We start from the raw sequence: 25,489 nt of genomic DNA on the forward strand, positions 1-25,489 counted from the left end.
CACGGAGTACATTGCCGGATGGCGGCGTAAACGCCTTATCCGGCCTACGAGCGGTGAACCATTCGATACCAGGGAATAGGGAGACCCTTATGCATCACGTCCTCATTACCGGTGCCACTGGTCTTGTTGGTGGGCACTTACTTAACTTGCTGCGCCGCGAGGCTCAGGTGGAATCGATTATTGCGCCTACGCGCCATCCGCTGGAGCACGCCTTCGGCATAGAGAACCCGCATGACCCGGATCTCAGCGCCGCGCTCGCGCAGGTCACCTCACCCATCGATACCGTATTTTGCTGCCTTGGCACCACGATACGCGATGCGGGCTCAAAGGCCGCATTCACCCATGTTGACTACGACCTGGTGCTGGAAACAGCACAGACTGGTTTACGCCTTGGCGCGCAGCAGCTGCTGGTGGTGAGCGCGATGGGGGCAAACGCGAATTCGCCGTTTTTCTACAACCGCGTGAAAGGTCAGATGGAATCGGCGCTGATTGAACAAGATTGGCCGCGGCTCACTCTGGCTCGCCCCTCGATGCTGCTGGGTGAACGCAGCACGCCGCGCTTAAACGAGCGTCTGCTGGCGCCGCTGTTTAGTTTGCTGCCGGGAAACTGGAAGTCGATTGCTGCGCAGGATGTGGCGAAAGCCATGCTGAGAATGGCGAAGAATCCGGGGGCGTCCCCGGTGACGATTTTGTCGTCGCGTCAGCTCAGAGAAATCGCCCGGCAGTGATTCTGCCGGGCCGTCGTGCGGATTACTGAATGTAGGTAAACGCGGTGGTGACGCGCTTCACGCCGCTCACGCGGCTGGCGATGTCTGCCGCGGCTTTACCTTCACGGTCGGTCACCAGGCCCATCAGGAACACTTCACCGTTCTCGGTAGTGGCCTTCACGTTCGAGGATTTCACCTGATCGCTGGTCAACAGCTGCGAGCGTACTTTGGTGGTTATCCAGGTGTCTGACGAAGAGGTGCCCAGGCTAATCGGCTGGCCCTGACGAACTTCATTAAACACTTCGGTAGCCCCATCAACGCCAACGGCAATCTGCTTCGCGCGGGTCGCGAGGCTGAGGTCCGGCGCCTGACCGGTCAGCAGCACTTTGCCCTGATATGCGGTCACGTTGATACGCGCTTCTTTCTTAATTTGTGCATCTTTTGACAGTGCGCTGTTCACGCGAACTTCCAGCGTGCTGTCGTCCACCTGAGTTCCCACCGTGCGCGGGTCAGTTGCGGCTTTGGTCCCCACTGCCGCGGTGCCAACAACGGCGGCGGCAATGCATCCCTGGAGCAGCAGTGCGGAAATAAGGACCGCGAGGGTCGAAATTACCTTCATGTGTTCTCCTTAGTCGTCCTGGTGTGGGAAAAGGGTGTTATCAATTAAATCGCACAGACAGTTCACCGTAAGCATGTGCATTTCCTGAATGCGCGCGCTGCGGTGCGACGGGATGCGAATTTCCACATCCTGCTGGCCCAGCAAACCGGCCAGCTCGCCGCCGTCGTAGCCCGTCAGGGCCACGATGGTCATGTCGCGGGTCACGGCGGCTTCAACCGCTTTCACGATATCGCGGCTGTTGCCGCGCGTGGAGATGGCCAGCAGCACATCGCCAGCATGACCCAACGCGCGCACCTGCTTGGCATAGATTTCATCATGCAGGCGATCGTTGGCGATTGCCGTTAAGACCACGTTATCAGTATTAAGTGCAATCGCAGGTAAACCGGGACGCTCAGTTTCATAACGGTTAATCATGCAGGCCGCAAAATGCTGTGCGTTGGCCGCGGATGAACCGTTACCACAACAGAGAATTTTGTTGCCGTTCAGCAGCGACTGTACCAAGGTCATCGCGGCTCGGGAGATAGCGTCCGGGAGCGCTTCCGCCGCGGCAATTTGGGTCTGGATGCTTTCGGTGAAGCACACTTTGATTCTTTCGAGCACGATATCCCTTTACATTCTATAAGCTAAAAGCGTTTTGAAGCCATTCGATCTCATTGCCCGTGAAGGCTATCACATCGAAACGGCAATCCACAGTGTCAAAACTCCCATTGTGGCGGGCGAGCCACAAACGGGCAGTTTGCAACAGTTTGTTCTGTTTGCTTCGGGTCACGCTGGCGGCCGCGCCGCCAAACGCGCTGGATGCGCGGTAACGCACTTCAACAAATACCGTTACCGCGCCATCATGCATAATCAGGTCGATCTCGCCGCCGCGCTCATGCACGTTGGCGGCGATAAAGCTTAGTCCCTGACGCTCCAGCCAGCGACGCGCGCGCAGTTCCGCGGCGTCACCGGTCTGTTTCGTGGTTAGCTTGCCGGGACGATTTGCCCCTGCTGGTATTTGAGCCATGATAACTTCCTGTTAATCACGCAGTCCTGGTTGGCGCTCAGATCGCCGGTGTTACCGTTCAGCTCAAAGCCCGGCACGCCCCGCATCTGAGAGAAATGATTGGCCAGCGCCCAGGCGTCAACGCCCATTGCGTACAGGCGAGCCAGCGAGTAGTCGTTGTTGACCGCACGCAGCGCCTGCTGCATCAGCGCCGGGTTGCTGCCAGCCAGCATTGGGATCTCGCTGTACTGTAAACCTTCCATCTCCAGACGGAAATCCGGGCCAGCGGTGCCCTGCGCGCTGCGCGAACTGGCGTACAGCATCGCACCGCTCTGGCTACCGTTACGCATTGCGATCATCGGCTTGATAAACGCAATCTCTTCTGGTGTCGCCAGGATATAGGCGGCATCGACTTTGCTGCTGCCGGTGATTTGCGCATCGGTTGGCGCGGCTGGAATAGTCAGCCCGCCGATGGTGACGCTCTGCGGCTGGGTGGAGGCCACCGGTGTACCCGACAGCGAGATGCCGGAGCCGCCGTTGACGCCGCCGCGCAGTTCAGAGAGCGAACCAAATTTCTGTTGCAGTACGGTACCACCGCCCAGTTTACGCCATTCATCGGCAAAGGCCTGAGTGACGCGTTCACCGAGCGCGTTACGTGGCATCAGCAGCAGCGGCGACTGTTTTCCCTGGTCGTGAATGTGGCGCGCGGCGTCGCGGGCTTCATCTTCCGGCGACAGGGCGAAGTAGCAGATGTTGGCGCGGCTCGTCACCGACTCCGGCTGATTCAGCGCCAGCACGTTGAGTGTCGTGTTGCTTTTCAGCATCTCGTCGACGTTGTTTTTCAGCAGCGGGCCGACCACCAGGCTGACGCCATCCTGCTGCGCCTGCGCCAGAATCTGGTTTAACGGCTGAGAAGAGGTATCGTAGATTTTCAGCTCTGCTGAGGGATTCGCCGCCACGCTGGCAACGGCCTGCGGCTGTGCAGCAGGCGCTGGCGCTGCCGTTGGTGCAGCAGTGGCCGGTACAGCGGTCGTTTCCGGCTGTGCTGCGGCCTGCACCGGCGCAGCGGTGGCCGGTGCCTGTACCGGTGCCTGGGTTTGCGGGCTGGTCAGATCGCTGATTTCAGCCTGTGACGGGCTAACGACGGGCGTGGAGGCCGCCTGGGCTACCTGCTCGGGAACGGCGCTGCCGTTAACCGGCGTGGCACCGTTTTTCGCGGCTTCAAACCCTTGCTGAATGGTGCGGCCAAAGACCGATGCCTGGCCGCTTAACGGCAGCAGCAGGGCGATTTTATTGACCGACGCGGGTTTAAAGTTCTGCACGTTGGCCAGTTGCGACGGCAGGACCTTCGCCCCCGGGTTCTGCGGATAGCGTGTCTGCCAGTCTTTGATGCCTGCCTTCAGCATGTCCGGATCGTTGCGGTTATCAAACCACATGCGTTGCAGATCCAGCCAGCCTTGCAGATCGTTTTCATCGGCGTTGATCACCAGCGCGTTGGCTTGTTGCTGGGTCATGGCGGAGAGCGCTTGCCAGGTGGCATCGCTGTTCTGTTGCTTTTCCTGCTGGGTAGTTAACAGCGGCGCCTGGGCAATCAGGGCGCGCAGCAGCGTCAGAGAGGGCTTACCCTGCTCGGCGGTGATGGTATCCTGCCAGAAGCGGGCCTGGCGAACGCTGTCGAAATCATCGGCCTTCAGCGGCTGCAGCAGCGCCTGAGCGCCGGCGTAATCTTTCTGCGCAAGCTTGATTTCAACGGCCAGCAGAGACTGTTCCTGGCGCTGAACGGCATTCAGTTCTTTCGGCAGCTGGTTATACAGTTCCAGTGCCTGCTGGCTTTTACCTTCTTTCAGCAGTGCACGAATGGCGAGTAATTGCCAGTTGGTCTTGCTATCATTCGAGCTTTGCTGCATCTGCTGCAGGTAAAAGCCGGAATCAGCCTGCGTCGCGCCCTGAAGCTGGGCGGCACTCTGATCGGCAGGTTGCTGGATTCCGCAGCCTGCGAAAATCAGCGCGGCCAGGATAACCGGCAGACAACGCGCGGCTTTCATACGAGAAAATGTTGAGGGTACCATTCTGTATCCAGTGATATTTTTTACGCAATGCTCAATATTAAATCGGCAATACGGACGAAACAATGAAACAACACGAATCGGCGGATAATTCTCAAGGCCAACTCTTTATTGTACCTACTCCTATCGGAAATTTGGCTGATATTACCCAACGAGCGCTCGAAGTATTGCAAGCTGTTGATTTAATTGCGGCTGAAGACACGCGGCACACCGGTTTATTGCTGCAACACTTCGCGATTAACGCCCGTTTGTTTGCTTTACACGATCACAATGAGCAACAAAAAGCCGAGACGCTGGTGGCGAAGCTGAAAGAGGGCCAGAACATCGCGCTGGTTTCTGACGCGGGTACGCCGCTGATCAACGATCCTGGCTATCACCTGGTGCGTACCTGCCGTGAAGCAGGGATTCGCGTCGTGCCGCTGCCTGGCCCATGCGCTGCGATTGCCGCGCTTAGCGCCGCCGGTCTGCCGTCCGATCGTTTTTGCTATGAAGGTTTCTTACCGGCGAAATCCAAAGGCCGTCGTGACGCGCTGAAGGCGATTGAAGCCGAGCCGCGCACGCTAATTTTCTACGAATCCACCCACCGTCTGCTCGACAGCCTTGAAGATATGGTGGCCGTATGGGGGGAAGCCCGCTACGTGGTGCTGGCGCGCGAGCTGACCAAAACCTGGGAAACCATCCACGGCGCGCCGGTCGGCGAACTGCTGGCGTGGGTCAAAGAAGATGAAAACCGTCGCAAAGGCGAGATGGTGCTGATTGTTGAAGGCCATAAAGCTCAGGACGACGAACTGCCCGCCGATGCGCTGCGTACGCTGGCGCTGTTGCAGGCGGAGCTGCCGTTGAAGAAAGCGGCGGCGCTGGCGGCGGAGATCCACGGCGTGAAGAAGAATGCGCTGTATAAGTATGCGCTGGAGCAGCAGGGGGAGTAAGCCCCTGCTGCCGGTTTTGCCGGGTGGAGCTTGCGCTTTACCCGGCGACTCATTGGTACAGGCCTTTAGTTAACGGGCATCGCCTCAAACACCAGTGTTTCCAGCGGTTGCAAGGTAATCACCGTCGCGTTTTTATACTCAACGGGCACGGTTTTGTTACTGCCATATACCGCTTTCAGACTAAACTGCGTCGCGTCTCCTGCCGGTATTTCGAAATCCTTCGCCAAATCCAGATAGTAGGTTTGTGGCTTATCCGACGGGTTGCGCAAACCGAGAATGGCTTTGTCTTTGCTCCAGGAGGCCCAGCCGTACACCGCAAGCGCCGTCGGGTCGCCGCCAATCCAGTGGGTATCAACCAGCACGCTGGCGTTTTCCTTCGACCATTTTGCTGCCTTCGCCAGCGTGTCCCACTTCACCTTGTTCAGCATCGACGGGGTAATATACAGCTCTTGCAGCTGGGTGCCGGTCGCGAAGTAGCTCCAGACCTGGTCGGCAAAATCGCTGTCCGTTTGCACCTTCTCTAGCCCGTAATAGGCATTCGCGGCGCTGACTATCCCGTGGTACATCAGCGAGTTCAGCGGGAACAGCGGGCCTTTACGGACAATGGAACGGTACGTCTCGGCATCGCGGTAGGTCATCCACTGCTGTACCGGCGTGCCAGGACCATACAGGTTGATGTCATCTCCCTGACGCCAGATTGAATCGGCGTAGAACAGCCAGGACGGGCTGGCGTCAGTGCCGGTGGTCAGGTTGATAAACAGATTTGGGTTTGCGCTGCGCATATTGTGCAGCAGGGCGATTGACGCATCAAAATCCGAGGCAAACGGGCTGCCCTTGATATGCGAACTGGCGTTACCCATTCCGTCGAGCTTAAACGAGGTAATGTGCTCGTTTTTGATAAGCTTGATGATCTGCTCATTGAAGTTTTTAAAGTAGTTCGCTCCCGACAGCGCCAGCTTGCCGTCCACGGTTTCGAACCCATACTCTTTTGCATGCGAAACGCGAACGTCGCGCGGTTTGTTGTAGCCGCCCCACGGAGAAAGCCATAGCCCAACGGAGCTGTGCAGGCTGTCGGCTTTCTCGCGGACTTTGCTAAAACCGTTGCTGAATGCCGGGCCAAATAGCCAGCGTCCGGTCAGATCGTCCCAGCCATCGTCCAGCAGGAAAGCGTCTAAGGTCACGCCGCGGCCCGTAATGAACTCCTTGTTCCACTCGTCCATACGCCCCAGCACATCCTGTTCGGTGTACGGAGTGAAAAAGCCGATATCCATCCAGCTGTTGTAGTGCAGATAAGGCTTGTAGGGCCGTGGACGTACGTCATTAATAAACTGGTTCACGCTGCGGCGCAGCTGGCTGGTCTCCGGGAACGTGCCGAACCAGGTGGTAAAGCTGACCGGAGCCTCTGGTTGAATCGGCGTTTTCAGTTCTACGTTGAGATTGGTTGTAGCTTCATAGGCGTAGGTATTGACGATCGGTTTATCCGGCAGGATAAAGAACGAGTCGGCAACGATCGGTGAGCTATTGATTGCGCCATCTACGTAAGGAGCCTGGGACTGCTTTTTGGTTGGGAAGAAGGTGATTTTAGCCACGTCGCGCGGCTGCCCAACGGCGGCAATGGTGTAGCCGATGTTGGCGTATTTTCCCTTCACCAGGTTCAGCTTCACCGTGACGTTAAAATCCGGGCGCGTAAAGTCGATGACAATCGCGTTGTCCTGCTTTTCGACGTGCTTGATTTTGAAATCGGCGGTGTGGATTTTGCTCTCATCCGGTAGCGTCAGAAAGAACAACTCCTGCGGCGTGAGCGGATGGTTAGCCCTGTTGTCCTTCACCACGACCGTTGAGTTGGTATCATCGAACGATAGAGCAATATTGTCGTTATTGAGGGCGTAGTTTGCCGCCACTGCGCCATGAGAAACACAGAGAGTCAGCAGTGAGAGAGTGAGCGCTTTCTTCATCGAGGTAAGGTCCTTATTTGTTATTTTTCAGCATTCGGTTGATGGACTGCTCCAGCCAGTAGCGCTGGGTGCCAAAATTAATCCGCAGGTAGTTTTCGCCGTTTTGTACGTAGTGGCTGCCGTCTTCTATGACCACGCCCGCCTGTTGTGCGAAATGTTGGGTTAGCTGCGTTGCGCTACGGTCATCCGCGCTCACGTCTATCCACGCCAGATACGACGATTCCGGATTCATCATCTTCCACGCCGGGAAGTGGGTCTGGATGGCATCCGCCAGATAGCGGGCGTTGCCTTGCAGATAACCGTTCAGCGCGTCGAGCCATGGCAGACCGTGTTGATAGGCCAGAATAATTCCCCATACCCCGAACATATTGGGCGAGGTAATGGAGTTCTTCTCAAGCTGCTGGCGGAAGCGCTGGCGCAGCGAGTCGTTCGGAATCATGGAGTAGGAGGTTTTCAGCCCGCCCAGATTGAACGCCTTGTTGGGGGACGTGAGCACGATCAGGTTGTCCTGTGCGGCACAGCCAGAAGTGAGGCAACTGACGAATTTGCCATCCAGAATGTGCTCGGCGTGAACCTCATCGACCACCAGAATTGTGCCGTAGCGTTGACAGAGATCGGACACCTGACGTATCTCTTCCGCGCGCCAGATCCTGCCGGACGGGTTATGCGGCGAGCAGAAGAACCACAGCGTTGGACGGTGGGTTTTGAGCTGTTCTTCTATCAGATTAAAATCAAGCTGATAGCGGTTGTCCTCCACGCGTAGCGGGTTAGCAAGTACTTGCACGCCCTGGCGCTGTGCCGCCATCGCAAAAGGATCGTAGACTGGCGTGTTCATCATCACGCTGTCACCCGGTTTGCAGAACGCCTGAACCGTGTAGTGCAGCGTGGAGACGGTGCCGTAGGTTAGCGTGATCCACGACTTTTCTACCTCAACCTGATGACGTTTGCGCTGGAAGCCGATAACCGCGTCGTAGAATTCGTCAAAGCACCAGGTATAGCCAAAGGTGCCGTGCTCCACGATGCGCCGGAAGCCGTCAATCACCGCAGGCGGCGAGGTGAAATCCATATCGGCTATCCACAGGGGGATAAAGGACTGCGGGACGTCACCGAAACGCGAGCACACAAAGGCATGGTCCCATTTACGGCACTTATCACTTTGGCGCTCGATGATTTTGTCGAAATCAAACATCACTCCCCCTGTTAAATTAAGGCTTCAATGCCGGTTTTGACGCTCTGTACCTGCGGGCCGATGATCACCTGTACGCTGTGAGCATCAAGCACCACCACCGACAACGCGCCGGCCGCTTTCAGCGCCTGTTGATCGATAAGGCCCATATCTTTCACCACCAGACGCAAGCGGGTAATACAGTTATCAAGCGACTCAATGTTCTCTTTACCGCCGAGTGCACGCAGGATAAGCCCATGATCGTATTTTGATTTTCCACGCGCGCGGGTGTTAGCCTCGACGGCTTGCTGCGCCCCCTGAGCATCCACCTCGCGGCCCGGCGTTTTGATGTCGTGTTTGAGGATGTACCAGCGGAAGACAAAGAAGTAGATGGCAAACCAGGCAATACCGACCGGGAACAGCAGATACCATTTGGTCGACATTCCCTGCATCACGCCGAAGATCAGCAGATCCAGAATGCCGCCATCGGTATTGCCAATGGTCACCCCCAACAGGGCCATCACCATCAGCGCCAGGCCAGACATGACGATATGGAAGGCGTAAAGCGCGGGGGCGATAAACAGGAACAGGAACTCAATCGGCTCTGAAATACCGGTGACGACGGAAACCAGCACGCCGGAAAGCAGCAACCCCTTAATGACCGGCCGATTTTCCGGACGCGCGGTGCGGTAGATGGCGTAAGCCACGGCGGGTAAACCGAAGATAAAGGTCGGCATAAACCCTTGTGACAGAAACGCGGTAACGTGCGGGCTAAACGGCAGGCCGGCTTTAAGCTCTGCGTAGAAGATATTCAGCGCCCCGGCGACCTCATGGCCATTCACCATTTCAATACCGCCTGCTGGGGTAAAACGCACCATCGCCAGCAGGATGTGGTGCAGACCAAAAGGTTTCAGCAGCAGCACACCCACGCCGTAGAGGAAGGGGCCGAAAACGCTGGTGCTCTGGATGATATGACCAATACCCGCGATGCCCAGCGCGACGTATTCCCACAGAAGAGGAATGAACAGACCCACCAGCGACAGGGTAAGAGCGGTTATAATCGGCACAAAACGAATGCCGCTAAAGAACGCGAAGGCGTCATGCAGAACCGTGTCCTGAAAACGCTCGTGCAGAAAATAGGTGATAACCCCAACCACAATGCCGCCCAGTACCCCCATCTCCAGGGTCTGAATGCCTAGCACGATCGATTGTCCCACCTGTTTCATGGTGGCGGGGTCGGCAAGCTGGTGGGTGGCCGTCAGGTAATAGTTAATGCTCATATTCATCAGCATGTAGCCAACGAACCCGGCAAAGGCGGCGACCGCCTTGTTGCGTTTGGCAAGCCCCATGGGGATCGCCATGGCAAACATCAGCGGCAGATAGGTAAATGCAAAGCCACCGACCATGGCGATAAAGCCAAAGGTCAACTGTGTAAATTCGCCGCCCAGAAAGGGAAAACTCGTAATGGTGGAAGGGCTGGTCACTGAACTACCGATACCCAGCAGCAATCCCATAAAGGCAAGAAGTGAAACAGGGAACATAAAGGTTTTTCCCAGACTTTGGAAAAACTCCCATGATTTTGACTTAAAAGATTTTTTTTGTGTCATGTAGGGACCCTCGGATTTTTAGGATAATGGAAGGCGCTACCCGGTTTAAGGATGCGCCTTCATATTTGCGAGGCTTATAGTTATTTTGAGATATTGCTGTAATACGCTGTCGGATCAGGCCTCCGCCGGTAGCCGTAACCGATTCGCTGAGCCGCAGACGGCGATTTTGCTTCTGACCACTTCTTTCATGGCGTCCATGCCAACCCGCATGTAAAAGCGCGGATCGTTGCCCTGCGGATTTTCAGCAAACCAGGCTTTGACGGCGTCAGAGAAGGCGATCTTCAACTCGGTTGCGACGTTGACTTTGCAGATGCCCAGCTCGATGGTGCGGCGAACATATTCATCCGGCACATCGCTTGCGCCATGCAGCACCAGCGGCACCGTCACCACTTCCCGGATTTCCGCCAGCCGCTGGAAGTCGATTTTTGGCCGTTTGGTATAGAGACCATGTGCCGTGCCGATAGCCACGGCAAGGCTGTCAACACCGGTCAACTCAACAAAGCGTTTCGCCTCCTGCGGGTCGGTGAGAAAGGCGCTTTCCGCGTCGACGCTCATGTCGTCTTCTACCCCGCCCAGGCGGCCCAGTTCGGCCTCAACGCTGCAATCGTTGAGGTGGCAGAAATCGACCACCGATTTCACCAGCTTCACGTTTTGTTCAAACGGATAGTGGCTGCCATCGATCATCGCGCTGCGTACGCCGGCGTGAACCTTACGGCGAATGTCATCCAACGATTCGTGATGATCGAGATGCAGCGCCAGCGGCATGTCGTAAGTGAGCGAATACGCGCTGCACAGGGCGTAGATCTCTTCCAGGGCAATGTGTTTAAACGTGCCGGGAGTCCCCGCGAGGATCACCGGCGAGCGCATTTCGCTGCACACCTCGAGGATCGCCTGGATCGTTTCGGCGTTGTGGATGTTAAACGCCGGTACGGCGTAGCCGTTGGCCTGCGCATCCTGCAGAAGGTATTTCGTTGAGATAATGCTCATAAGAAGATCCTCTTAAGCCTGCCACGGATGAATAATCACGCCTTGCACAACACGATTGACCGTGCCGCTGGCAGAGGGGGTATCTGGGGTATTGCCAACACGAATCGACTGAGTCAGCGCAAAGACCTGGGCGTACATCAGGAAGCAGAACGCCTGCTCCATGTCGATAAACGAACGGGAAGGAGGCAGCAGGATATGCGGGCCTGCTTCGATGATGGCATCCGTTTCTGCCGCAATGGCGACCACGCGCATTGCCTGACGATCGCGGCGCAGTTCCGCCAGCAGATCCAGGTCGTACTGGCGCGTGTAAGAGTGGCTGGAGATGAACACCACGATAAGCGTTTCGTTATCGACCAGTGATTTTGGTCCGTGGCGGAAACCGGTTGGTGAGTCGTAGAAGGCCGCCAGTTTGCCGGCGGTTAGCTCCAGCACCTTCAGCGCAGACTCACGCGCGATACCTTGTAATCCGCCGCTGCCCAGATAGACGACGCGTTTCCAGGCGCCGTCGCCAAAGACACCCTGGCTAAAATCGCCGAGTGAGTCGAGGATCGCCTGGCTGCGATCGGCCACGTCCCGGAAGGTCTGGCTGTTGATGATCTCCGGCGCGAATACCGCCAGGCAGCTTGCCATCATGGTGGTGATGCTGCTGGTCATGGCAAAGCCGCGATCGTGCGTTTCGGCCGGCATCAGCAGGGCGAAAGCGTTATCGCTGTCGACCAGATTTTGGTACAGGCTGCCCGCTTCGTTACAGGTAATTGACAGGTGGTAGCACTCAGGAACGAACTGGTTGGCCAGCTCAACGGCAGCCACGCTCTCCGGGCTGTTGCCCGAGCGGGCAAATGAAACCAGCAGCAGCGGGTGTGCCGGGTTCAGATAGTCCATTGGATTGGTGACGAGATCGGTGGTGGGTACGGCGCTGATATTTTTCCCCGTGTGGCGGGAAAGCCATGGGGCGATGGTTTCGCCAATAAATGCCGACGTTCCGGCCCCGGTCAGTACGATTCGCAGATCGGTTTTGCGTAACAGCGGTGTCAGAAAAGCATCAATGGTCGATCGGATCGCATCAATATTTTTCAGTGAACGGATCCAACTCGCAGGCTGCTGGCGGATCTCTTCCTCTGTCCAGGTACCGGTTGTCGAGGCGGCGGAGATATAGGTTTCTGGCATAACGTAAGTCCTTAGTCTTGTAAATTCCACATCAGACGCTGGCAATAGGTCGCTATCTTTCGTTTCGTTTCACTTGTTCACTTTATCGGTTGATTAAAATTTATAGAAAAGAAATCGAAAGTTCAATGATCGAATGAGAAATAAAACGAAAATTATGATCTTAAGAGGGGTGTTTTATTTATGGCATTGATATTTAAGTGATTAAAAGTTTTTTCGGTAAGGGGGGGACTTTTTTATAGAAAGGAAAAGAAAGGCCTTGCGGTAACAAACCGAAGGCCTGAGGAAAACGAACGTGCTACAAAGAGAAAGGTTGACCCTGAATCCAGATATGCTGCAGCTGCAGTCCACCATCGAGCGCAATGATGCTGGCGCGTTTGCCGACCTTGAGCGATCCCAGATGGCCATCGATGCCCAGCAAACGGGCGGGATGCAGCGATGCCATATGAATCGCGTCTTCGGGGAGTAGGCCGGTTAGTTCGACCATATTGCGTACCGCCGCATCGATCGAGAGCGTGCTGCCCGCCAGCCCCCCGGAGGCGGTCCTTACGATTCCGGCACGCATCTCCACCTGCTCGCCGCACAGCGTGTATCGGCCATCGGGCATACCGGCGGCCTGCATGGCGTCGGTAATCAGCACCACTCTCTCCCTGGCGCAGCAGCCGCAAAGCTTCATGGCGGCGGGGTGAACGTGGTGTCCATCGGCGATAAGCTCCAGCCAGGCTCGTGGGTCGGTTAATCCGGCGCCGACCATCCCGGGTTCGCGGTGATGTAAACCGGTCATACCGTTATAGCAGTGAACCAGCCCGTCGGCGCCCGCGTCGAAAGCGGCGCGGGTTTGTGCATAGCTGGCGGCGCTATGCCCTAACATCACCCGAATGCCCCGTTTTTTCAGATGGATAATCGCCTGTAGCGCGCCGGGCTTTTCCGGTGCCAGCGCCACGACGCGCAGGGTTTGCCGGGAAATGGCAATCAGCTCATCCAGCTCCGCCGGGTTCAGTTCCCGAAACAGCTCCGGAGGATGTGCCCCTTTATTCTGCGGCGTAAAATACGGGCCTTCGAGGTAGCTCCCCAATACCTGCGCCCCTGGCCCACCGGAATAACAGCGTTGGGCGATACGCGCCAGCGCCTGGTGAATCATCTCCAGCGGCGCGGTGACGGTGGTGGGTAGCCAGCTGGCTACCCCTTCGCGTGCCTTATGCCGGGCCAGTTTATCGAGGGCGTCCGGCGCGTCGTCCATGACATCAACGCCCGCACCGCCGTGGACGTGGATATCGATATACGCCGGACAGAGTAGCTCGGCGTTGCGGCTGGCGATGCCTGCCGGTATCGGTTCGATTGCGGTAATGACGCCTTCTTCAACGCGCAGCTGATGGTCGTCGAGCCAGCCTTGCTCCGTCAGCACGCGTCGGGCGCGGAGAATGTGCGTCATATCCCTTCCTCGACGGGACTCTCCTCGCGGCAGCGGTCCAGCTCATCGACCAGGCTGGTCAAACCGCGGTGTCCGCACTCAAGGGCCTGCAGACGGAACGTCTCGCTGCTCAACCCATCGCGTTCCAGCGCCATCTCCAGCAACAGCTGCAAGTTGGTGCCGGTAATCACTTCTCTTCCCGCTTTTTGCATGGCGAGCGTCGAGGCCACGCGGAACGGCGTACCGCCGAGCAGGTCGGTCAGAAAAACGATATCGCCCTGGGCATCCAGCTCTGCCACCGCCTGCTCAAGCTGTGAAGTGAGCAGCGCGGTGGTTGAGGTTTCAGGAAAATCGATGGCGATAAACTGCGGCTGTTTGCCCAGAATTTGCTTCATCGCTTTTTCCATTCCGCTGGCAAAACCGCCATGCCCCGTCAAAATAATACCTAGCATCTCAAACCTCTTTTGCTTTACAGGAAGTGACAGAATTTGCCGACCACGCCGAGCACGACGGTAATGGCGATAAGACGCAGTGGGCTCCAGCCGCGACGCACCAGCCAGTACATGATCAGGGTATACACCAGCGGTAAGAAGGCAGGCATCAGCTTATCAATAACATCGGCCTGCAGTTTGACGACCGCGTCACCGGCTTTGATTTCCAGCGTCGTGTTGAGGCGAACGTAGGTGGCGACCAGCGCGCCAATCACCGTCATCCCCACAATTGAGGCCGCATGACCCACTTTTTTGGTGTTTGCCTTGATAAGCGGAATGGCGGCAACCCCCATGCGATACGCATAGTGCGCCAGGCCGAAACGCAGGCCGAGATGCACCACGTTAAACAGCACGATAAACACCACGGCGCCAAGGATTGATCCCTGCAGCGCCAGGCTGGCGCCAATCCCGCCGCAGATAGGCAGCAGCGTTAGCCAGAACATGGCATCGCCAATCCCGCCCAGCGGTGCGCCAACGGCAATTTTGGTACTCTGAATACTGTTAACGTCCTGCTTCGAGCGCTCCATTGCCAGAATGATGCCGATAACAAACGTCACCAGGAAAGGGTGGGTGTTGAAGAAACCCATGTGGCCTTTCATGGCGCGTGCCAGGTCGCGTTTGTTGGTGTGAATCTTTTTCAGCGCGGGCAGCAGTCCGTACAGCCAGCCGGAAGCCTGCATACGTTCGTAGTTAAATGATGCCTGCAACAGCATAGAGCGCCAGGCCACGCGGTTGATGTCTTTTTTGCTCAGTTCAGCGCCAATGTTCTGATCTTCATAGACGTTTTCGTTAACGCCGGTCAGCAGCGTCTCTTCATTGTCGGAAACAGTCGGCAGGGTGTGTTGGTTAGATGCCATCTTCGAATTCCTCTTTCTGTGCCGCAGGTTGGGTCGGTTCCGGGGATTTACGTAAGAGATCAATCAGCGCCATGGCCAGTGCGGCGGCGGCGATAGCCAGCACCGGAAGCTTGAGCCAGGCCGCGGCAACAAAACCAATAATGAAGTACGGGATGTAGACGTTCTTCATCATAATTTTCAGCAGTACCGCAAAGCCGATGGCTGGCATGATGCCGCCCGCAACGCCCAGGCCGTCAATCAGACGCGCTGGCAGGACATCAATGGCGGTTTTCGCGTGCTCCGCGCCGAAATAAATGGGCAGAAACGCGCACAGGAAGTAGAAAATGCCTAACGCCAGCAGCGCCAGATAGTTAACCCGTTCAATGCCGTCGGTGTCGGCATTTGCCGCCATACGGTCACAGCGAGACATCACGCCGGACATCACGGAGAACAGGAAGGTAATGCCCATTTGCACCGCCACGGCGAACGGTACAGCGACGCCGACCGCCACATCAGGTTTGACGCCGGTGGTGATAGCAAACGTGGTCCCCACGATCGTACCGATAATGACGTTGGGCGGCTGGGCGCCTGCCAGCGGCGCCAGACCCATCCATACCAATTCCAGCGTACCGCCGGTTAAAATACCGGTATGCAGATCGCCCAGGATCAGGCCGACCAGCGGCCCAAGGACAACCGGGCGGTGCATGTGCGTTAAACCGTTGAACATATCCAGGCCGGCGATAAAGGCGAGGATACCTAAGGCAAAAGCCTGCAACAGACTGATTTCCATTGTGAATCCCTCAAAGCAGTTTAAAGAGATCCAAAGCCGGTTCTGTCGGAACCCCCTGAACGAAACATTCCACGCCAGCGGCCTTCAGGCCGTTAAAAGCGTTGATGTCGTTGGCGTCGACAGAAACCGTTTTGGCAATTTGTTGTTTACCATCGGCGTAGTGCATGTTTCCTACGTTGATACGCGTGACGGGAACGCCGCCTTCAACCAGTTTGAGGAAATCGGCTGGGGTTCTGCACACCAGCAAAATTTTCTGTCGGTCGGCGGCGCGGTGGATGTTGTCGATGACTTTTTGCAGCGTCCAGAAGCGCACGGCAATCCCTTCAGCTAACACCATTTCCATTAAGTTCTGCTGTACGGTGTCTTCCGCCACTTCATCGTTGGCGACCAGCACCAGATTTGCCCCCGCAAATCCGACCCACTGCACGCCAACCTGACCGTGAATCAAGCGTTCATCAATACGGCTTAAAACAATATTTGGCATCGCGTTTTCCTCTTTGTTGTTATCCGTTATGGGATGTCATGCCCTGACAGGCAGCGTGGTACTGCTGCAGTATGTCCTGAATGTGGCTGATGATAAGTTCTCGCGGCGTGGCGATGAGATCCCCCTCGCGAACCTTGACGTACTGCAACGGTAAATACTGGCTGATGAGCGGCAGCGGGATCGGTTCGTCCGCCAGGTTACGCACCAGACGTTCGAAAGCGTCATCAATCTGCTCGTCCGGCCAGTAGTAACGAACGCGATCGGAATAGCTGTAGCCTCGTGCCAGACGACGCGCGTTGCCGTCGCCGTGGTAGTGACTCTGCCAGTATTCCGGGCGATCGAGCATGACGGTTTCCAGCACGTGGCGCAGGCCGGAACAGGCTTTGGCGGGCAGCAATTCTTCCTCAATGGCGGCCAGCGAAAATAGCGCTTCGCGTAGGGCGAAGGTGAGCGCTGGGCCGACTTTCAGAATGGCGAAGTGATCGACCACCAGCTGGCGCAGCGACTGCGGCGTCTGGTAGTCGGTAGAGTGTGCTTCGAACACCAGCGTGTCATAGGCCTCTACCATCTTGCTCAACGCAATGGCTTTTTGCGGTTGGTAATCAATGATGTGGGTGTGGTCGAATTCGACGCCAGGTTGCACCACCAGCGCGATAATTCGCGGCCAGATGTCGCTCAGCCCCTGTTGTTCAAAGGCGTGGTGGTGAGCCTCCAGCGTGGCGCGTGCGGCCTCGGGTGTTGTCACTGCCAGTTCGGTTAATGTTTCATGTGCGCCGCCCGGCACCGGGACTTCAGTGCCAATAACATAAACCAGATCCGCTTCGCCAAACTGGGCAATGCAGGTCTCTTCGGCGACCTTCGCCAGACGCGCGGCGCGCGCGGCGACAATCTCATCAGTTAAAGGAACCGGATCGTCCTGGCAGGACATGCTGCAATCCAGATGGATCTTTTTAAAGCCTGCGGCAACGTAGCTTTTGATCAGATCGTCGGCATGCCCCATGGCGACGGCTGCGGGTTGATCCTGCCAGCGATTTGGCCCCAGATGATCGCCGCCGAGAATCAGCTGCGACTGCGGAAAATGGAGTGAATCGGCGAGTTGACAGACGAAACGGCGAAAATCGGCCGGGGTCATGCCCGTATAGCCGCCGAACTGATCAACCTGGTTAGATGTGGCTTCGATCAGCAGCGGCGTCTGGTTGGCGTGCGCGTAGCGTATTGCGGATTCCAGTACCAGTGGATGCGCGGAACAAACGGCATAAATCCCGTTTGCCTTCCCCCGTTTATGCTGCTCCACTATTTCAGTAAGATGTTTCACTTTCCTCTCCAGATAGGATGACTTCGGAATCAATCTTTCGTTTTGTTTCATTTGATACTGCATCATGGTGTTATAAAAATAAAACGAAAGATAATAGTTTTCCGATCTGTTTCACAAAAGAAACGTAATGAAAGGCCGTGAAGCTGGATTTCGGCCTGAAGAGGGACTTTATAAGACTTGCTTTTCGGAAAAAGAAAGGCGTTAATAGACAAAACGAAATGAAACGAAAGAATTTGACCAAAGGATTTCTTATGAGTAACAGCGAGTCTTCTGCAGATAAGCGGGTTTCAGGGACCAGCGAAAGGCGCGAGCAGATCATCCAGCGGTTGCGACAGCAGGGTAGCGTGCAGGTGAACGATCTTTCCGGATTGTTCGGCGTTTCCACAGTGACCATTCGTAACGATCTGGCGTTTCTGGAAAAACAGGGTATTGCCGTGCGCGCCTATGGCGGCGCATTGATTTGCGACGGCAACACGCCGGGCGTGGAACCCTCTGTTGAAGATAAAAGCTCGCTGAACACGGCGGTCAAGCGGCGTATTGCGCGGGCCGCCGTCGAGTTTATCAAGCCGGGTCACCGCGTGATCCTCGATTCCGGTACCACAACCTATGAAATCGCGCGTCTGATGCGCCAGCATAGTGACGTGATTGCGATGACTAATGGGATGAACGTCGCCAACGCGCTGCTGGAAGCGGAAGGCGTGGAACTGCTGATGACCGGCGGCCATCTGCGCCGTCAGTCCCAGTCATTCTATGGCGATCAGGCGGAGCATTCGCTGCAAAACTACCATTTCGACATGCTGTTTCTGGGCGTTGATGCTATCGATCTGGAACGCGGTATCAGTACTCATAATGAGGACGAAGCGCGGTTGAACCGGCGGATGAGCGAAGTGGCGGAGAAGATCATCGTGGTCACGGACTCCACCAAGTTCAACCGTTCAAGCCTGCATAAAATTATTGATATGCAACGTGTCGATATGATTATCGTTGATGAAGGGATCCCGCAGGAGAGTCTGGAAGGGCTGCGGAAAATCGGCGTCGACGTGATTCTGGTGCCGCTGTCGGAATAAAAAAAGGGGGTATGCAAAGGCATACCCCCGTATGAGCTGGCGAGGGTGATTAGGTCACCGGGGCCGGGTTAAATACCGCCAGCTGGTTGTGCAATCCCCATTGATCCGAGAAGGTTTTCTTACGCCCGCTCGCCACATCAAGAATGAAGTGGAACAGCTTGGTGCCCACGTCTTCAATGGTCTCTTCGCCCGTGGCGATGGTGCCGGCATTGATATCCATTAAGTCATACCAACGGTTAGCCAGCTCGGTGCGGGTGGCCATCTTGATGACCGGTACCGCCATCAGACCATACGGCGTACCGCGGCCAGTGGTAAATACCTGCACGGTAATGCCGGAGGCCACCTGCTGAGTGCCGCAGACGAAGTCGCTGGCCGGGGTGGCGGCGTAAATCAGTCCGCGTTTGGTCGGGCGCTGGCCGGGCGACAAGACTTCCACGATGGCGCTTTTACCTGATTTAGCGATCGAACCCAGCGCTTTTTCCACCACGTTGGCGAGGCCGCCTTTTTTGTTGCCCGGAGAGGGGTTGGCGCTACGGTCGGTTTTGCCCATATCGAGATAGTTATCGTACCAGGCCATCTCTTCGAGCAGACGCTTGCCCACTTCTTCATTGATGGCGCGCGGGGTTAACAGATGAATGGCGTCGCGTACTTCCGTGACTTCCGAGAACATCACGGTTGCACCGCAGCGCACCAGCAGGTCGGAGGCGTAGCCGACAGCGGGGTTAGCGGTCACACCGGAGAAAGCGTCGCTGCCACCGCACTGCATACCCACCACCAGCTCGGAGGCCGGGCAGGTGACGCGCTGGCGCTGGTTGAGTTTTTCCAGATGGCGCACGGCAACCTGCAGGATATCGTCGACCATCGATTTAAAGCCCACGTGCTGCTCGTCCTGTAGGCGTACGATGCTGGCGCTGTCGACCGGGATGCTCTGCACATCTTCCGTGCCTTCCAGCAGACGCTCTGGCTGTAGCTTTTCGCAACCGAGGCCCACCACCATCACTTCGCCACCGAAGTTTGGGTTCAGCGCGATATTATGAATGGTGCGAATCGGCACCACGGCAGCCGGCGCGTTAATCGCCACGCCGCAGCCGTAGAGGTGGTTAAGACCGACCACGCCGTCAACATTCGGGTATTTCGGCAGCAGGTCGCGTTCGATAATTTTAACCACGTAGTCCACAACGCCTGCCACGCAGTGCACGCTGGTGGTAATGCCCAACAGGTTTTTGGTGCCCACGCTGCCGTCGGCGTTACGGTAACCTTCAAAGGTGTAACCTTCCAGCGGCGGCAGCGGTTCCGGCACTTTGGTCGCCAGCGGCAGGGTGTTAAGTGGCGGCGCTTTCGGCAGCGTGACCGTGGATTCGTCGATCCAGCTGCCTTTGGCGACATCGCGTACCGCGTAACCAATAACTTCGCCGTAGCGAATGATTTCACCATTCTGAGGAATATCCACCAGCGCAACTTTATGCCCCTGGGGGATATGTTCAATTAATTCCAGACCGTCAGGAAAACGCGTTCCTGCTTTTAATCCATTATCATTGACAATGATCGCGACATTATCGGTAGCGTGAACTTTTATATAAAAGGCAGTCGGCGATTCTTGTCTGATTTCAATGTTAGCCATTGTCCAGCATTCTCCAGCCAGGGGGTAAAATGAATTAAGTAGATAAGTGTTTCTTTTCAGATAATGAAAAATAAAAGCACTTAAGTAATGGAATAAAGGATGTCAGGTGTTTGAATATAAAAATGTGATGCAGATCACTCATCCTCCTCATCCCTCATGGGGCAAGGGTATCAATGCGTGAAATTGTGCATCAGCGCCCAGTGCCGTGTGCACATGAACAATAAAATTAGTTTATGAAGCGATTAACCTGGTGATTTGCACAATGCGTGGCGAAGGTATCCTGATTATACTGATTCTCGATTTCATGGTGTCTGATTATTTATTGAGATTACCCGTCATCAATTAAATAATCAGCGAAATTCGCTTTAATAAAAATAAGAAGATTAAAGCATCCTGTACCCGAGGATAATAAAATGATACACGATACTGCTGACGCTGTTGAAGCAAAAAAGGGAATGCATACCCGTTATTTAATTCTGTTAATTATTTTTATTGTTACGGCCGTTAACTACGCTGACCGCGCAACGCTCTCCATCGCCGGTACCTCCGTGGCGAAAGAGTTGGAGCTGAGCGCGGTGTCCATGGGGTATATCTTCTCGGCATTCGGCTGGGCCTATCTGCTGATGCAGATTCCGGGAGGGTGGCTACTGGATAAATTTGGCTCCAAAAAGGTGTATACCTATAGCCTGTTCTTCTGGTCGCTGTTTACCTTCTTACAGGGCTTTGTCGGTTTCTTCCCGCTGGCGTGGGCTGGCGTCTCCATGTTCTTCATGCGCTTTATGCTCGGCTTCTCTGAAGCGCCGTCTTTCCCGGCGAACGCGCGTATTGTGGCGGCCTGGTTCCCCACCAAAGAGCGTGGCACCGCGTCGGCTATCTTTAACTCCGCGCAATATTTCTCGCTGGCGCTGTTCTCCCCGCTGCTGGGCTGGTTGACCTTTGCGTGGGGCTGGGAGCACGTCTTTACCGTGATGGGCGTGATTGGCTTCCTGTTGACCGGGATGTGGGTGAAGTTTGTGCATAACCCGACCGACCATCCGCGGATGTCTAAAGAAGAGCTGAAATTCATTGCCGACAATGGCGCGGTGGTCGATATGGACCACAAAAAGCCGGGTAGCGACGCAGTGAAAGGTCCGAAGCTGGATTACATCAAACAGTTGCTCAGTAGCCGTATGATGTTAGGTATCTTCTTCGGCCAGTATTTCTTAAACACCATCACCTGGTTCTTCCTCACCTGGTTCCCGATTTATCTGGTGCAGGATAAAGGCATGTCGATTCTGAAAGTGGGTCTGGTGGCGTCCATCCCTGCACTGTGCGGCTTTGCCGGCGGCGTGTTGGGCGGATTGTTCTCTGACTACCTGATTCGCCGTGGCTGTACGCTGACTTTTGCGCGTAAGCTGCCTATCGTACTGGGCATGCTGTTGGCCTCGACGATTATTCTGTGCAACTACACCGACAACACTGCGCTGGTCGTCACGCTGATGGCATTGGCGTTCTTCGGAAAAGGCTTTGGCGCACTCGGCTGGCCGGTCATCTCCGACGTCGCGCCGAAAGAAATTGTCGGCCTGTGCGGCGGTCTGTTTAACGTGTTTGGCAACGTGGCCTCCATCGTCACCCCGCTGGTGATTGGTTATATCGTGAGTGAACTGCACTCCTTCAATGGCGCACTGATTTTTGTAGGCTGTTCCGCACTGATGATGATGGTTTGCTACCTGTTCGTGGTGGGCGACATCAAACGTCTCGAGCTGCGGAAGTAAGCTGCGACTAACTTAAGGTAATGAACATGGATAACGCGATTTTCCCTAACAAATTCAAAGCGGCGCTGGCTGCAAAACAGGTTCAGATTGGCTGCTGGTCCGCACTTTCCAGCCCAATCAGCACCGAAGTGTTAGGCCTGGCCGGGTTCGACTGGCTGGTACTGGACGGTGAACATGCGCCGAACGATGTGACGACATTAATCCCGCAGCTGATGGCGCTTAAGGGCAGCCAGAGCGCGCCGGTGGTGCGCGTGCCGACCAACGAGCCGGTGATTATCAAACGTATGCTGGACATCGGTTTCTACAACTTCCTGATTCCATTCGTTGAAACGCAGGAGCAGGCGGCGCAGGCGGTTTCCTCCACGCGTTACCCGCCGGAAGGGATTCGCGGCGTATCCGTTTCGCATCGCGGCAATATGTTCGGCACCGTAGCGGACTACTTCGCGCAGTCCAACAAGAACATCACCATCCTGGTGCAGATTGAAAGCCAACTGGGTGTCGATAACGTCGATGCGATTGCCGCCACCGACGGCGTTGATGGGATCTTCGTTGGTCCAAGTGACCTGGCTGCCGCGCTGGGGCATCTCGGCAACGCCTCGCATCCGGAAGTGCAGCAGGCTATCCAGCATATTTTTGCCCGTGCGAAAGCGCACGGTAAACCCAGCGGCATTCTGGCGCCGGTGGAAGCCGATGCGCGCCGCTATCTGGAGTGGGGCGCCACCTTTGTGGCCGTGGGCAGCGATCTGGGTGTGTTCCGCGCCGGGACGCAGAAACTGGCGGATGCCTTTAAAAAGTAACCCCTACCGAATTAACGCAAAATTGAGGAAATAACGATGAAAGTTGGTTTTATTGGTCTGGGTATCATGGGCAAACCGATGAGCAAAAACCTGCTGAAAGCGGGCTACTCACTGGTGGTTGCTGACCGTAATTCTGAAACGATTGCCGAAGTGATTGCGGCGGGCGCGGAAACCGCGACCACGCCAAAAGCGATTGCCGAGCAGTGCGATGTGATCATCACCATGCTGCCAAACTCGCCGCACGTCAAAGAAGTGGCGCTGGGTGAAAACGGCATTATCGAAGGCGCGAAGCCGGGCACCGTATTGATTGATATGAGTTCTATTGCGCCGCTGGCAAGCCGTGAAATCAGCGATGCGCTGAAGGCGAAGGGGATTGATATGTTGGATGCGCCGGTCAGCGGCGGCGAGCCGAAGGCGATTGATGGCACGCTGTCGGTGATGGTGGGCGGTGATAAAGCGATTTTCGACAAGTACTACGACCTGATGAAAGCGATGGCGGGTTCAGTGGTTCACACCGGTGAAATCGGTGCGGGCAACGTCACCAAGCTGGCAAACCAGGTGATTGTCGCGCTGAATATCGCGGCGATGTCGGAAGCGCTGACGCTGGCGACCAAAGCGGGCGTGAACCCGGATCTGGTCTATCAGGCGATTCGCGGCGGCCTGGCGGGCAGCACCGTGCTGGATGCCAAAGCGCCGATGGTCATGGACAGAAACTTCAAGCCGGGTTTTCGTATCGACCTGCACATTAAAGATCTGGCCAACGCGCTGGACACCTCCCACGGCGTGGGCGCGCAACTCCCGTTGACGGCGGCGGTGATGGAAATGATGCAGGCGCTGCGTGCCGATGGTCTGGGTACTGCCGACCATAGCGCGCTGGCCTGCTACTACGAAAAACTGGCGAAAGTGGAAGTGACTCGCTAAGGACGTTGGGCCCGACGGCGTCGGGCTCACAAGGTAGGCCGGAACGGTGATGCGTCATCCGGCGTCGCGCGCTAATAGGCTCAGATATGAAAATCGTAATCGCCCCAGACTCTTATAAAGAAAGCCTTTCTGCCACCGAGGTAGCACTGGCGATAGAAAAAGGATTTCGGGAAATCTTTCCGGAAGCGCAGTTTGTGTCCGTCCCGGTCGCCGACGGTGGAGAAGGAACGGTTGAGGCGATGATTGCGGCGACGCAGGGGCGCGCGATGACATCGACCGTCACCGGCCCGCTTGGCGATGTCGTTACGGCACAGTGGGGAATTTCGGGCGACGGCGGTACGGCGTTTATCGAAATGGCTGCTGCCAGCGGCCTCGCGCTGGTGCCCGCGGAACGACGCAACCCTTTGATTACCACCTCTTACGGTACCGGGGAGCTGATTCTCCAGGCGTTGGAAAGCGGGGTGAAGAACATCATTATCGGCATTGGCGGCAGCGCGACCAACGACGGCGGCGCTGGCATGGTTCAGGCGCTGGGAGCAAAGCTGTGCGATGCCAACGGGAAGGCGATAGGCTTTGGCGGCGGCAGTCTGATGAGCCTCAATCATATTGATATTGCCGGGCTGGATGCGCGTCTACAGACCTGCACAATCCGCGTGGCCTGCGATGTGACTAACCCGCTGACCGGGCCGTTTGGCGCGTCCTGCATTTTTGGGCCGCAGAAAGGGGCGACGGTAGAGATGATTGCCGAACTGGACCGTAACCTGGCGCACTTCGCCGAGGTGATTCAAAAATCGCTACGGGTCGATGTGAAAGACGTGCCTGGCTCCGGGGCCGCAGGCGGCATGGGCGCGGCGCTGATGGCATTTCTTGGCGCGGAGTTGCGCAGCGGAATTGAGATCGTCACCCAGGCGCTGAATCTGGAAGAACATATTCATGACTGCACGCTGGTGGTGACCGGCGAAGGGCGACTCGATAGTCAGAGCATTCACGGCAAAGTGCCGGTGGGCGTGGCCAGCGTGGCAAAAAAATACCATAAGCCGGTGATCGGCATTGCCGGTAGCCTGACTCGCGATGTTGGCGTGGTGCATCAGTACGGCATTGATTCGGTCTTCAGCGTACTGAACCGCATTGGCTCGCTGGAAGAGGCGTTCCGCGATGCGGCGGACAATATTTATCTCACCTCCCGTAACATTGCCGCCACCCTGCGGGTGGGAATGCTGACGGAAAGGTGACATCGGCGCGCAAACCCTCTATACTGCGCGCCGAAGCTGACCAGACAGTCGCCGCTTCGTCGTCGTCCTCTTCGGGGGAGACGGGCGGAGGGGAGGAAAGTCCGGGCTCCATAGGGCAAGGTGCCAGGTAACGCCTGGGGGGTGTAACAGCCCACGACCAGTGCAACAGAGAGCAAACCGCCGATGGCCCGCGCAAGCGGGATCAGGTAAGGGTGAAAGGGTGCGGTAAGAGCGCACCGCGCGGCTGGTAACAGTCCGTGGCACGGTAAACTCCACCCGGAGCAAGGCCAAATAGGGGTTCATAAGGTACGGCCCGTACTGAACCCGGGTAGGCTGCTTGAGCCAGTGAGCGATTGCTGGCCTAGATGAATGACTGTCCACGACAGAACCCGGCTTATCGGTCAGTTTCACCTCTTAAAAAACCCCGCTTCGGCGGGGTTTTTGCTTTTTTATCCCTCAGCGAACGCTCCATTAACTTTCCCATTTTGTTAGCGAAATCTTCTGATTGTTTACTATATACATACAAAAAATAGAGTTATTAACTGAAATGGCCTGATGTTGTGATAGGCCTCATTTTTTGTCTTAA

At 56.2% G+C, this 25,489-nt stretch carries 23 protein-coding genes and 1 other RNA gene; 8 read left to right on the forward strand and 16 right to left on the reverse strand.

Annotated elements, in window-relative coordinates; all coding sequences use genetic code 11:
• Positions 1-89: 89 nt before the first annotated feature.
• Positions 90-728 (forward strand): NAD(P)H-binding protein, encoded by a 639-nt coding sequence (locus GY169_RS03255; RefSeq protein WP_167574967.1) that lies wholly within the window; start codon positions 90-92, stop codon positions 726-728.
• Between the two features lie 22 nt (positions 729-750).
• On the opposite strand, the gene dolP is transcribed toward GY169_RS03255, so the two are convergent.
• Genes dolP through GY169_RS03275 form a run of 4 tightly spaced genes read right to left on the reverse strand, consistent with a single transcriptional unit; the run spans position 751 to position 4,380 of the window.
• The gene (gene dolP / locus GY169_RS03260) at positions 751-1,326 is read right to left on the reverse strand and encodes a division/outer membrane stress-associated lipid-binding lipoprotein (protein ID WP_163447817.1); all 576 of its coding nucleotides are present in this window, start codon (positions 1,324-1,326) and stop codon (positions 751-753) included.
• Positions 1,327-1,335: 9 nt separating this feature from the next.
• On the reverse strand, positions 1,336-1,926 hold the full coding sequence (gene diaA / locus GY169_RS03265; RefSeq protein ID WP_064542037.1) for a DnaA initiator-associating protein DiaA: 591 nt from the start codon (positions 1,924-1,926) through the stop codon (positions 1,336-1,338).
• A gap of 16 nt (positions 1,927-1,942) precedes the next feature.
• On the reverse strand, positions 1,943-2,332 hold the full coding sequence (locus GY169_RS03270; RefSeq protein ID WP_163447818.1) for a YraN family protein: 390 nt from the start codon (positions 2,330-2,332) through the stop codon (positions 1,943-1,945).
• The gene (locus GY169_RS03275; RefSeq protein WP_167574968.1) at positions 2,290-4,380 is read right to left on the reverse strand and encodes a penicillin-binding protein activator; all 2,091 of its coding nucleotides are present in this window, start codon (positions 4,378-4,380) and stop codon (positions 2,290-2,292) included. The genes GY169_RS03270 and GY169_RS03275 overlap by 43 nt, the downstream gene beginning before the upstream one ends.
• Positions 4,381-4,442: 62 nt before the next feature.
• On the opposite strand from GY169_RS03275, the gene rsmI reads away from it, so the two are divergent.
• Positions 4,443-5,306, forward strand: a complete 864-nt coding sequence (gene rsmI, locus GY169_RS03280) for a 16S rRNA (cytidine(1402)-2'-O)-methyltransferase (protein WP_163447820.1) — start codon at positions 4,443-4,445, stop codon at positions 5,304-5,306.
• Positions 5,307-5,371: 65 nt separating this feature from the next.
• Here the strand turns inward: rsmI and GY169_RS03285 are convergent, their stop codons facing one another.
• From GY169_RS03285 to kbaZ, 11 genes are all read right to left on the reverse strand, one after another.
• Complete coding sequence (locus GY169_RS03285) at positions 5,372-7,261, reverse strand: enterotoxin (RefSeq protein ID WP_167574969.1); 1,890 nt, start codon at positions 7,259-7,261, stop codon at positions 5,372-5,374.
• 13 nt (positions 7,262-7,274) lie between these two features.
• Entirely contained in the window at positions 7,275-8,450 is a 1,176-nt protein-coding gene (locus GY169_RS03290) for a MalY/PatB family protein (RefSeq protein WP_167574970.1), read from the reverse strand.
• 11 nt (positions 8,451-8,461) lie between these two features.
• On the reverse strand, positions 8,462-10,033 hold the full coding sequence (gene malX, locus GY169_RS03295) for a maltose/glucose-specific PTS transporter subunit IIBC (protein ID WP_167574971.1): 1,572 nt from the start codon (positions 10,031-10,033) through the stop codon (positions 8,462-8,464).
• Positions 10,034-10,147: 114 nt separating this feature from the next.
• Positions 10,148-11,020, reverse strand: a complete 873-nt coding sequence (gene kbaY / locus GY169_RS03300) for a tagatose-bisphosphate aldolase subunit KbaY (RefSeq protein ID WP_106927162.1) — start codon at positions 11,018-11,020, stop codon at positions 10,148-10,150.
• 12 nt (positions 11,021-11,032) lie between these two features.
• A complete protein-coding gene (locus GY169_RS03305; protein WP_167574972.1) occupies positions 11,033-12,187 on the reverse strand; it encodes an AgaS family sugar isomerase in 1,155 nt (384 codons plus the stop codon).
• A 295-nt stretch (positions 12,188-12,482) separates the two neighbouring features.
• Positions 12,483-13,616, reverse strand: a complete 1,134-nt coding sequence (gene nagA / locus GY169_RS03310; protein WP_167574973.1) for an N-acetylglucosamine-6-phosphate deacetylase — start codon at positions 13,614-13,616, stop codon at positions 12,483-12,485.
• Positions 13,613-14,047 carry a PTS galactosamine/N-acetylgalactosamine transporter subunit IIA gene (agaF, locus tag GY169_RS03315; RefSeq protein ID WP_167574974.1) on the reverse strand — a complete coding sequence of 145 codons (435 nt, stop codon included), beginning with the start codon at positions 14,045-14,047 and terminating at the stop codon, positions 13,613-13,615. The genes nagA and agaF overlap by 4 nt, the downstream gene beginning before the upstream one ends.
• A gap of 17 nt (positions 14,048-14,064) precedes the next feature.
• Positions 14,065-14,943, reverse strand: a complete 879-nt coding sequence (gene agaE / locus GY169_RS03320; RefSeq protein WP_167574975.1) for a PTS N-acetylgalactosamine transporter subunit IID — start codon at positions 14,941-14,943, stop codon at positions 14,065-14,067.
• Positions 14,933-15,712, reverse strand: a complete 780-nt coding sequence (agaW, locus tag GY169_RS03325) for a PTS N-acetylgalactosamine transporter subunit IIC (protein ID WP_163447828.1) — start codon at positions 15,710-15,712, stop codon at positions 14,933-14,935. The genes agaE and agaW overlap by 11 nt, the downstream gene beginning before the upstream one ends.
• Before the next feature lie 10 nt (positions 15,713-15,722).
• Positions 15,723-16,196: a PTS N-acetylgalactosamine transporter subunit IIB gene (gene agaV / locus GY169_RS03330; RefSeq protein WP_167574976.1), complete on the reverse strand. Its 474-nt coding sequence runs from the start codon at positions 16,194-16,196 to the stop codon at positions 15,723-15,725.
• Positions 16,197-16,215: 19 nt separating this feature from the next.
• The gene (kbaZ, locus tag GY169_RS03335; RefSeq protein ID WP_249023281.1) at positions 16,216-17,493 is read right to left on the reverse strand and encodes a tagatose-bisphosphate aldolase subunit KbaZ; all 1,278 of its coding nucleotides are present in this window, start codon (positions 17,491-17,493) and stop codon (positions 16,216-16,218) included.
• A gap of 269 nt (positions 17,494-17,762) precedes the next feature.
• On the opposite strand from kbaZ, the gene GY169_RS03340 reads away from it, so the two are divergent.
• Entirely contained in the window at positions 17,763-18,578 is an 816-nt protein-coding gene (locus tag GY169_RS03340) for a DeoR family transcriptional regulator (protein ID WP_163447830.1), read from the forward strand.
• Between the two features lie 49 nt (positions 18,579-18,627).
• Here the strand turns inward: GY169_RS03340 and garD are convergent, their stop codons facing one another.
• Positions 18,628-20,199 (reverse strand): galactarate dehydratase, encoded by a 1,572-nt coding sequence (gene garD, locus GY169_RS03345; protein WP_167574978.1) that lies wholly within the window; start codon positions 20,197-20,199, stop codon positions 18,628-18,630.
• 413 nt (positions 20,200-20,612) lie between these two features.
• On the opposite strand from garD, the gene GY169_RS03350 reads away from it, so the two are divergent.
• The 5 genes from GY169_RS03350 (at position 20,613) to rnpB (ending at position 25,316) form a co-directional block, all read left to right on the forward strand.
• Positions 20,613-21,953 (forward strand): MFS transporter, encoded by a 1,341-nt coding sequence (locus GY169_RS03350; RefSeq protein WP_163447832.1) that lies wholly within the window; start codon positions 20,613-20,615, stop codon positions 21,951-21,953.
• A 26-nt stretch (positions 21,954-21,979) separates the two neighbouring features.
• A complete protein-coding gene (gene garL, locus GY169_RS03355) occupies positions 21,980-22,750 on the forward strand; it encodes a 2-dehydro-3-deoxyglucarate aldolase (RefSeq protein ID WP_163447833.1) in 771 nt (256 codons plus the stop codon).
• 30 nt (positions 22,751-22,780) lie between these two features.
• Positions 22,781-23,671 carry a 2-hydroxy-3-oxopropionate reductase gene (garR, locus tag GY169_RS03360; RefSeq protein WP_191091025.1) on the forward strand — a complete coding sequence of 297 codons (891 nt, stop codon included), beginning with the start codon at positions 22,781-22,783 and terminating at the stop codon, positions 23,669-23,671.
• 86 nt (positions 23,672-23,757) lie between these two features.
• Positions 23,758-24,903 (forward strand): glycerate 2-kinase, encoded by a 1,146-nt coding sequence (gene garK / locus GY169_RS03365; RefSeq protein WP_167574979.1) that lies wholly within the window; start codon positions 23,758-23,760, stop codon positions 24,901-24,903.
• Positions 24,904-24,935: 32 nt separating this feature from the next.
• Positions 24,936-25,316, forward strand: an RNA gene (gene rnpB / locus GY169_RS03370) — RNase P RNA component class A.
• Positions 25,317-25,489 lie beyond the last annotated feature (173 nt).

It is taken from the genome of Kluyvera genomosp. 3 (assembly GCF_011765685.1).
GTDB classification, from domain to species: Bacteria; Pseudomonadota; Gammaproteobacteria; order Enterobacterales; family Enterobacteriaceae; genus Kluyvera; species Kluyvera georgiana_A.

Excerpts from the sequence above, each read along its gene's own strand:
- agaE (WP_167574975.1), bottom strand. The coding sequence starts at position 14,943 with ATGGCATCTAACCAACACACCCTGCCGACTGTTTCCGACAATGAAGAG.
- dolP (WP_163447817.1), bottom strand. The coding sequence starts at position 1,326 with ATGAAGGTAATTTCGACCCTCGCGGTCCTTATTTCCGCACTGCTGCTC.
- garK (WP_167574979.1), top strand. The coding sequence starts at position 23,758 with ATGAAAATCGTAATCGCCCCAGACTCTTATAAAGAAAGCCTTTCTGCC.
- GY169_RS03275 (WP_167574968.1), bottom strand. The coding sequence starts at position 4,380 with ATGGTACCCTCAACATTTTCTCGTATGAAAGCCGCGCGTTGTCTGCCG.
- GY169_RS03255 (WP_167574967.1), top strand. The coding sequence starts at position 90 with ATGCATCACGTCCTCATTACCGGTGCCACTGGTCTTGTTGGTGGGCAC.
- GY169_RS03270 (WP_163447818.1), bottom strand. The coding sequence starts at position 2,332 with ATGGCTCAAATACCAGCAGGGGCAAATCGTCCCGGCAAGCTAACCACG.
- GY169_RS03305 (WP_167574972.1), bottom strand. The coding sequence starts at position 12,187 with ATGCCAGAAACCTATATCTCCGCCGCCTCGACAACCGGTACCTGGACA.
- kbaY (WP_106927162.1), bottom strand. The coding sequence starts at position 11,020 with ATGAGCATTATCTCAACGAAATACCTTCTGCAGGATGCGCAGGCCAAC.
- nagA (WP_167574973.1), bottom strand. The coding sequence starts at position 13,616 with ATGACGCACATTCTCCGCGCCCGACGCGTGCTGACGGAGCAAGGCTGG.
- rsmI (WP_163447820.1), top strand. The coding sequence starts at position 4,443 with ATGAAACAACACGAATCGGCGGATAATTCTCAAGGCCAACTCTTTATT.
- agaF (WP_167574974.1), bottom strand. The coding sequence starts at position 14,047 with ATGCTAGGTATTATTTTGACGGGGCATGGCGGTTTTGCCAGCGGAATG.
- GY169_RS03340 (WP_163447830.1), top strand. The coding sequence starts at position 17,763 with ATGAGTAACAGCGAGTCTTCTGCAGATAAGCGGGTTTCAGGGACCAGC.
- GY169_RS03350 (WP_163447832.1), top strand. The coding sequence starts at position 20,613 with ATGATACACGATACTGCTGACGCTGTTGAAGCAAAAAAGGGAATGCAT.
- GY169_RS03290 (WP_167574970.1), bottom strand. The coding sequence starts at position 8,450 with ATGTTTGATTTCGACAAAATCATCGAGCGCCAAAGTGATAAGTGCCGT.
- GY169_RS03285 (WP_167574969.1), bottom strand. The coding sequence starts at position 7,261 with ATGAAGAAAGCGCTCACTCTCTCACTGCTGACTCTCTGTGTTTCTCAT.
- garD (WP_167574978.1), bottom strand. The coding sequence starts at position 20,199 with ATGGCTAACATTGAAATCAGACAAGAATCGCCGACTGCCTTTTATATA.
- garL (WP_163447833.1), top strand. The coding sequence starts at position 21,980 with ATGGATAACGCGATTTTCCCTAACAAATTCAAAGCGGCGCTGGCTGCA.
- agaW (WP_163447828.1), bottom strand. The coding sequence starts at position 15,712 with ATGGAAATCAGTCTGTTGCAGGCTTTTGCCTTAGGTATCCTCGCCTTT.
- agaV (WP_167574976.1), bottom strand. The coding sequence starts at position 16,196 with ATGCCAAATATTGTTTTAAGCCGTATTGATGAACGCTTGATTCACGGT.
- malX (WP_167574971.1), bottom strand. The coding sequence starts at position 10,033 with ATGACACAAAAAAAATCTTTTAAGTCAAAATCATGGGAGTTTTTCCAA.